The 5,840-nt window shown below is 68.1% G+C and carries 7 protein-coding genes; all 7 read right to left on the bottom strand.

The features are described from left to right. Positions 1 to 17: 17 nt before the first annotated feature. Complete coding sequence (locus Q0C81_RS14970; RefSeq protein ID WP_291839641.1) at positions 18 to 503, bottom strand: acyltransferase family protein; 486 nt, start codon at positions 501 to 503, stop codon at positions 18 to 20. Between the two features lie 2 nt (positions 504 to 505). Then, positions 506 to 805: a hypothetical protein gene (locus Q0C81_RS14965; protein ID WP_291839638.1), complete on the bottom strand. Its 300-nt coding sequence runs from the start codon at positions 803 to 805 to the stop codon at positions 506 to 508. Positions 806 to 925: 120 nt separating this feature from the next. After that, the gene (locus Q0C81_RS14960; RefSeq protein ID WP_291839634.1) at positions 926 to 1,366 is read right to left on the bottom strand and encodes a DUF305 domain-containing protein; all 441 of its coding nucleotides are present in this window, start codon (positions 1,364 to 1,366) and stop codon (positions 926 to 928) included. Positions 1,367 to 1,394: 28 nt separating this feature from the next. Continuing rightward, on the bottom strand, positions 1,395 to 3,899 hold the full coding sequence (locus Q0C81_RS14955; protein ID WP_291839629.1) for a heavy metal translocating P-type ATPase: 2,505 nt from the start codon (positions 3,897 to 3,899) through the stop codon (positions 1,395 to 1,397). Between the two features lie 174 nt (positions 3,900 to 4,073). Further along, positions 4,074 to 4,718: an isoprenylcysteine carboxylmethyltransferase family protein gene (locus Q0C81_RS14950; RefSeq protein ID WP_291839626.1), complete on the bottom strand. Its 645-nt coding sequence runs from the start codon at positions 4,716 to 4,718 to the stop codon at positions 4,074 to 4,076. Beyond that, complete coding sequence (locus Q0C81_RS14945; RefSeq protein ID WP_291839623.1) at positions 4,715 to 5,314, bottom strand: cation transporter; 600 nt, start codon at positions 5,312 to 5,314, stop codon at positions 4,715 to 4,717. The genes Q0C81_RS14950 and Q0C81_RS14945 overlap by 4 nt, the downstream gene beginning before the upstream one ends. Further along, a partial coding sequence (locus Q0C81_RS14940; RefSeq protein WP_291839621.1) for an efflux RND transporter permease subunit occupies positions 5,311 to 5,840 on the bottom strand: 530 nt, incomplete at its 5' end. The genes Q0C81_RS14945 and Q0C81_RS14940, both read right to left, overlap by 4 nt.

Raw genomic sequence — 5,840 nt, 5'->3', positions numbered from 1 at the left:
ATCCACGGCAGCAGGAGCTAACATCCAAGCAGGGCCGAGAGCGTCCAGGTCGGCGCGTTCCAGCCCTGCCCCCCCGGAACGCCGTAGGCCTGAAGCAGAGCCGCCTGCGCCGGGAGCTGCGCCCAGTCGAACCACTGGGGATTGCTCGGGCGAATGCCGACCGCGGCGGCGACGGCGACCATGGCGGCAAGTACGCCGATCACGACGAGATGAGACGGGACGACCCTGAGGACGCGCTGGCGGATATAGTCCGGGATGTTGAGCGAGCGGGCGGCGAAGCCGTCGCCATAGATCCGGGCCAGAATGTACCCGGAATCGATGATGAAGAAGTTGGTCAGCAGGAACCCCCGGTCAAACACCGGGTGGAGTTCGCCCAGAGGCGTCGGAGCCGCCTCGCGAAAGTGATACAGGATGATCAGGGCGCCGGCGACGAACCGGAGAACGTCGAGCCAGCCGCCGCGCGCGATCCGGGCCGGCCTGCGGGGTTCTGCGACCTCGACCAACGTCAGTCCGCGCGCGTTGCGGCGACCGGGCCGGGGGTATCGTGGTGGTGACGGGACCCGAGGACAATCTGGTCGCGGCCGAGAAAGAGCGCAGCCACCCCAAGAACGCAGACCACCCCCATCACCCCCGCCATAACCCGTCCCGCCTTGTCTCTTCCGGCGACACGGTAGGTCATGAAGGTCAACAAAAGCATCAGCGCCCCGTAGGGGAGATACATCGGTATGCGGTAGAGCGATGCTAGCGGCACGGCGATGACACAGACGACCAGGCCTGCGACGAGGCTGCCGGCGAGGGCGATCAAGGTATCCGGAACGGGATCGAACGGCCGAACCCGACGCTTTGTCCGACCCCGAGGGCGATACCGGCCTGGCCGCCATCGGGGGGCATGGCTGCGGATCGGGGAGCGCTTTCCGCCCATGATCTAGGCCGCCGGCTCGACGGGACGTCCGGCGCGGTTGGCGAGCCACACACGCATGCGGACGATCTCTGCTTCCTGGGTGCGGATCACTTCTTCGGCGAGCCCGCGAACCTCGGCGTCCTTTCCGTGCTCCAGGGCGATCCGGGCCATAGCGACCGCTCCCTCATGGTGGGCGATCATCCCGCGCATGAAGTCGACATCGGCGTCGCCGCTGTAGTCGATCTCCATGGCGAGGTGCATGCGCTCGTTGGCCTCCTTGAACGACCGGGTGGCCGGACTGTACGCCGCGGCGTCGGCATGGCCCGCGTGGGCGTCGATCGGACGAGCATCGACGGGCGTGACCGCCGGAGGTCGGGTCGCGTTCTGGCGGGACAGCATCCCGAAGCCGAAGGCCGATATGAGAAGAAACAACGCGATCGCGCCAACCCATCCGGACCGTTTCATGGTAGTCTCCTTTTCTGGGATTTGAGGGTCACGGCTCTGCGCGCGGATCGCGCCAGGCCAGCAGCCGCAGGGCGTTGAAGACGACGAGGAGCGTCGAGCCTTCGTGCAGGGCGACGGCCGGCCCGATCCCGAGACCGAGGATGGTGGCCGGGACGAGGAAGGCGACGACGCCGAGGCTGACGAAGAGGTTCTGACGAATGATCCGGCGGGTCTGCCGACTGAGCCCGACCGTGAAGGGCAGCTTGGACAGATCGTCCGCCATCAGGGCCACGTCCGCCGTTTCCAGCGCGACGTCTGACCCCGCCGCCCCCATGGCGACGCCGACGGTCGCCGTGGCCATGGCCGGGGCGTCGTTGACGCCATCGCCCACCATCGCGACCCGGGCTTCGGCCCGGAGCTTCTTGATCGCCTCGACCTTGTCTTCCGGCAGGAGATCACCCCACGCCTCGGTCAAACCGACCTGACCGGCGACGGCCTGGGCGGCCTTCTGGTGGTCGCCCGAGATCATGATCATCCGACGGATGCCGAGGGCCCTCAGAGCCGTGAGCGTTTCGCGCGCCTGCGGACGCGGCGTATCGAGCAGGCCGATCAAACCCAGGTCGTGTGAGCCCTGGCGAACCACCATGAGGGTGCGGCCCTGGTTGCGCAGGGCCGCGACGGCGATCTCGGCGTCGGGACCCAGCGGCGCGACGCCATCCGCCCCGAACATCTCCGGCTTGCCGATCCAGATCGTCTCGCCGTTCAGGGTCGCGGTGACGCCCTTTCCCGTCAGGCTGCGGAGATCCGTCGCGGTCTGCACAGGAGCCGCGACGAGGCGCTGGCTCCCGTCGCGGACGATCGCCTCCGCGAGGGGATGGTCACTGAGCCGCTCGACGGCGACGGCGACCGTCAGGAGATCGGTTTGCGAGGTCCGTCCGAGCGGAACAACGTCGGTGATCCGGGGTCGCCCCTCGGTCAGGGTGCCGGTCTTGTCGAAGGCGATGGCGTCGAGCGCGCCCAGATTTTCCAACGGCGCGCCACCCTTGATCAGCACGCCGGCGCGGGCCGCCCGGGCGACACCCGACAGAACCGCGCTGGGCGTTGCGATGGCCAGGGCACAGGGGCTGGCCGCCACGAGCACGGCCATGGCCCGGTAGAAGCTGTCGCGGAAAGGCTCGTCGACGACGACCCAGGCGAACAGCAGGACGAAGGCCAGGGCCAGCACGAGAGGGACGAAGATCCTCTCGAACCGGTCGGTGAACCTCTGCGTCGGCGACTTCTGCGTCTCCGCTTCGCTGACCATCCGCACCACCTTGGCAAGGGTGGTGTCGCTCGATCGTTTGGTCGTCTCGATCTCGATGGCGCCGGCGCCATTTATGGTCCCCGCGAACACGACCGAGGCGGCGATGACGCCCGCTGGACGCGCCCTCGCCTCTTCCGCGTTCGTCACCGGCTGCTTGTCCACCGGCATGCTCTCGCCGGTGACCGGGGCCTGATTGATGCTGGTCGTCCCCACGACCACGAAGCCGTCGGCCGGCAGGCGCTCGTTCGGGCGCACCACGACGACATCGCCGATCTCCAGGTCCTCGACCGGAAGCTCCACGACCTCTTCGCCGCGACGCACATGCGCGGTGCGAGGCGCCAGGGCGGCCAGCGCCTCGATCGCCCGCTTCGCCCGCCCGAGCGCGTAATGCTCCAAAGCGTGACCCAGGCTGAACAGGAAGAGCAGCAAGGCCCCCTCGGCCCATGCGCCCAGGGCGGCCGCACCCGCCGCCGCGACCAGCATGAGGGTGTCGATCTCGAAGCGGCGTCGCTTCAGGTTCTCCACCGCCTCGCGAATGGTGAAGAAGCCGCCGAACAGATAAGCCGCAAGGAAGAGGACCAGTGGAGCCCACCCGGGAACACCGGGCGCGAACCGTTCGATCAGATAGCCGACGGCGAGAGCGCCGCCGCTGGCGAGAGCGAAGTACAGCTCGATGTTCGGCCCCAGCAAACCACCATGGGCATGGTCGTGCCCCTCCCCGGCCGCGTGATCGTGCCCTTCATGCGCCGCCTCGCCGGCTTTGCCGTCCTGACCGTGGCCGCTGTCCACGGAGACCGTGGCTTGGGGCTTCGCCGAGAGTTGCAGACCATGGCCCCGAAGCCGCGCCTCGAGGTCTGTGCGCTCCAGTTTCTGCCGGTCGAACTCGACCCGGATAGCTCCTGAAGCGTCGAGCGCCGCCTGCAGCACGCCGGGCTCTGCGGCCAGCGCCGCCTCCAGTGTCCTCGCATGCCGGGCGTGGCGCACCCCCCCGACCCAGCCGGCCAGGTGATCGTAGCGATCACTGATCGATCCCCCGGCCTGTGTGGCGGCCCGGCGAACCTGGGCAAGAGAAAGCCGCTCCGGATCGTAGTGGATACACAGTTTCGGTCCGGCGTCCGTTTCCTCGACATGCGCCTTTTCGACCCCGTCGGTGATGCGCAACAGACTGATCAGTCTTCCCACACAGGCGTCGGAGGCGTCGGGCGCCCCCGGAAGGAGAACGGGCAGATCCAGTTTGACGGTCTTAGGCATGGTCGAACTCCACAGGAGCGGAAGGCGATGGGCGTTGCGGGGCTTCGGCCGGGCGACGCGGTTCCGGCCCCGTCCAGGCGAGGCGCGCCGCCGCCCCGGCGGCGAAGGCTGCGGCTGCCAAGCCAGCCGAAAGGAGCGTCACGAGACGTTTGCGGGTCATCCGAAGCCCTCCGGTCAGGGCAGTCGCAGGACGGCGTCGAACCAGCCGATCTGCTGCAGGCGCTCGAGCGACTCAAACACCGGCATCGCCAGCAGGAAGACGAGGCCGTCGCGGACGGTGCGAAGGAAGAACGCAGGTCGTACCGAGAGCTCGGGCTCGTCGCGCCAGGCCCGCAGGTCCGGCCAGAAGCGCGGCGTGCGACGGCGGTAGTCGTCATAGACCTCGCCGAAGGTCTCGCTCAGATAGGCTTCTTCGCGCCCGACGACGGTGCGGAACACGATCCAGCAGGCCAGGGCGAAGCCCAATCCCACCGTAGCGCTGCCCGTCTGGGCGCCGATCCCGAACGCCCCGATGAAGCTGAACAGGTAGAGGGGGTTCCGGCACAGGGAGTAGGGTCCCGCCGAAACGATCTCCTGCTTCTTTCGGCCGCCGATGTAGAGGGAGCACCAGGCTCGGCCGATCACGCACAGCATGATGGCGACCAGACCGAGATGCTCCACCGGATGTTCGAGAACGGGCGTGGGTTCGACCAGCGCCGTCCAGGTGATGAGAGCGAACAGGCCGACGAGGATGAAGAGTTTCCGCCAGCGCTGGACCCGCGTGAGGTCGGGGGGGGAGGCTCCACCGGGGTGGAGATCGTGAGGCAGCAACGGGCTCACTGGGCCGCTCCTGTGTCAGAGGCCTTGCGCGCATCGCGCAGGATGTCGATGCCGCCCTTGGCGGCGATGGCGGCGACCAGAACGCCGACGAGAAGGTCCGGCCACGACTGGTCGAGCCACATGACGAGACCGCCCGCGACAAGGATTCCGCCGTTGGACGCGAAGTCGTTGAGACTGAAGGTCTCGGCGGCCTTCATGTTGACGTCGCCGCTGTGCTGCCGACGGATCAGCAGCAGGCAGACCAGGTTGATGACGGCGGCCACAACCGCGAGGACCATCATGGTCGGGCCGACAGGCTCAGTCCCGGTGAGGGTCCGCCTCAGCGCGTCAAGCAGGACGAGAACGGCGAAAATCAGGAGCATGACACCTGAGGCTCGCGCCGCCCCCGTTTTCCAGACCAGGGCGCGTCCGACCGCCAGGAAGCTGATCAGATAGACGGCCGCGTCCGAACCGTTGTCGACCGCATTGGCCAGCAGGGCGCTGGAGTCGGCGGCGATGCCGCCGACTCCCAGGCCCACGAACAACAGGGCGTTCAGGACCAGCACCGTCAGGAGGGTGCGGCGCTGGACCTGCTCCGTTGCGTGGGCCTCGCTCATTCCTCGAGCCCTTCAGCCTTGCGGTGCTTCACGGCCTTGGCCGCGAAGGTCGGCAGGACCAGCAGGGTCAAGGCCGTGGCCGTCAGCAGGCCGCCGATGACGACGGTGGCCAAGGGCTTCTGCACCTCCGCCCCCGCGCCGTGGGCGAACGCCATCGGAATAAAGCCGACGATGGCGACTAGGGCCGTGGTCAGGACGGCGCGCAGCCGGCTCGTCGCCCCTTCGATGGCGGCGAGGCGTGGGTCGGCGCCGCCTGTCAGGCGTTCCCGAATGGCCTGCATAAGCACCAGCCCGTTCAGGGTCGCAACACCGGATACGGCGATGAAGCCGACCGCCGCCGAAACCGAGAAAGGCATCCCCCTGAGGACGAGCGCCAAGGCGCCGCCGATCAGGGCCAGAGGCACGCAGGCGAACACCAGTCCCGCCTCCGCGAAGGATCCCAACGCCATGAACAGCAGGACGCCGATCAGGATGAAGACGATGGGGATGACCAGGCCCAGACGCTGTTCGGCCCGTTTCAGGTTCT

Source organism: Brevundimonas sp. (assembly GCF_023259385.1).
Lineage (GTDB): Bacteria > Pseudomonadota > Alphaproteobacteria > Caulobacterales > Caulobacteraceae > Brevundimonas.
The sequence above is the reverse complement of the archived record's forward strand: the minus strand, read 5'-3'. Positions and strand labels throughout refer to the sequence as shown.

Coding starts and splice junctions, on each gene's coding strand:
- Q0C81_RS14945 (WP_291839623.1), bottom strand. CDS start 5,314: ATGAGCGAGGCCCACGCAACGGAGCAGGTCCAGCGCCGCACCCTCCTG.
- Q0C81_RS14955 (WP_291839629.1), bottom strand. CDS start 3,899: ATGCCTAAGACCGTCAAACTGGATCTGCCCGTTCTCCTTCCGGGGGCG.
- Q0C81_RS14960 (WP_291839634.1), bottom strand. CDS start 1,366: ATGAAACGGTCCGGATGGGTTGGCGCGATCGCGTTGTTTCTTCTCATA.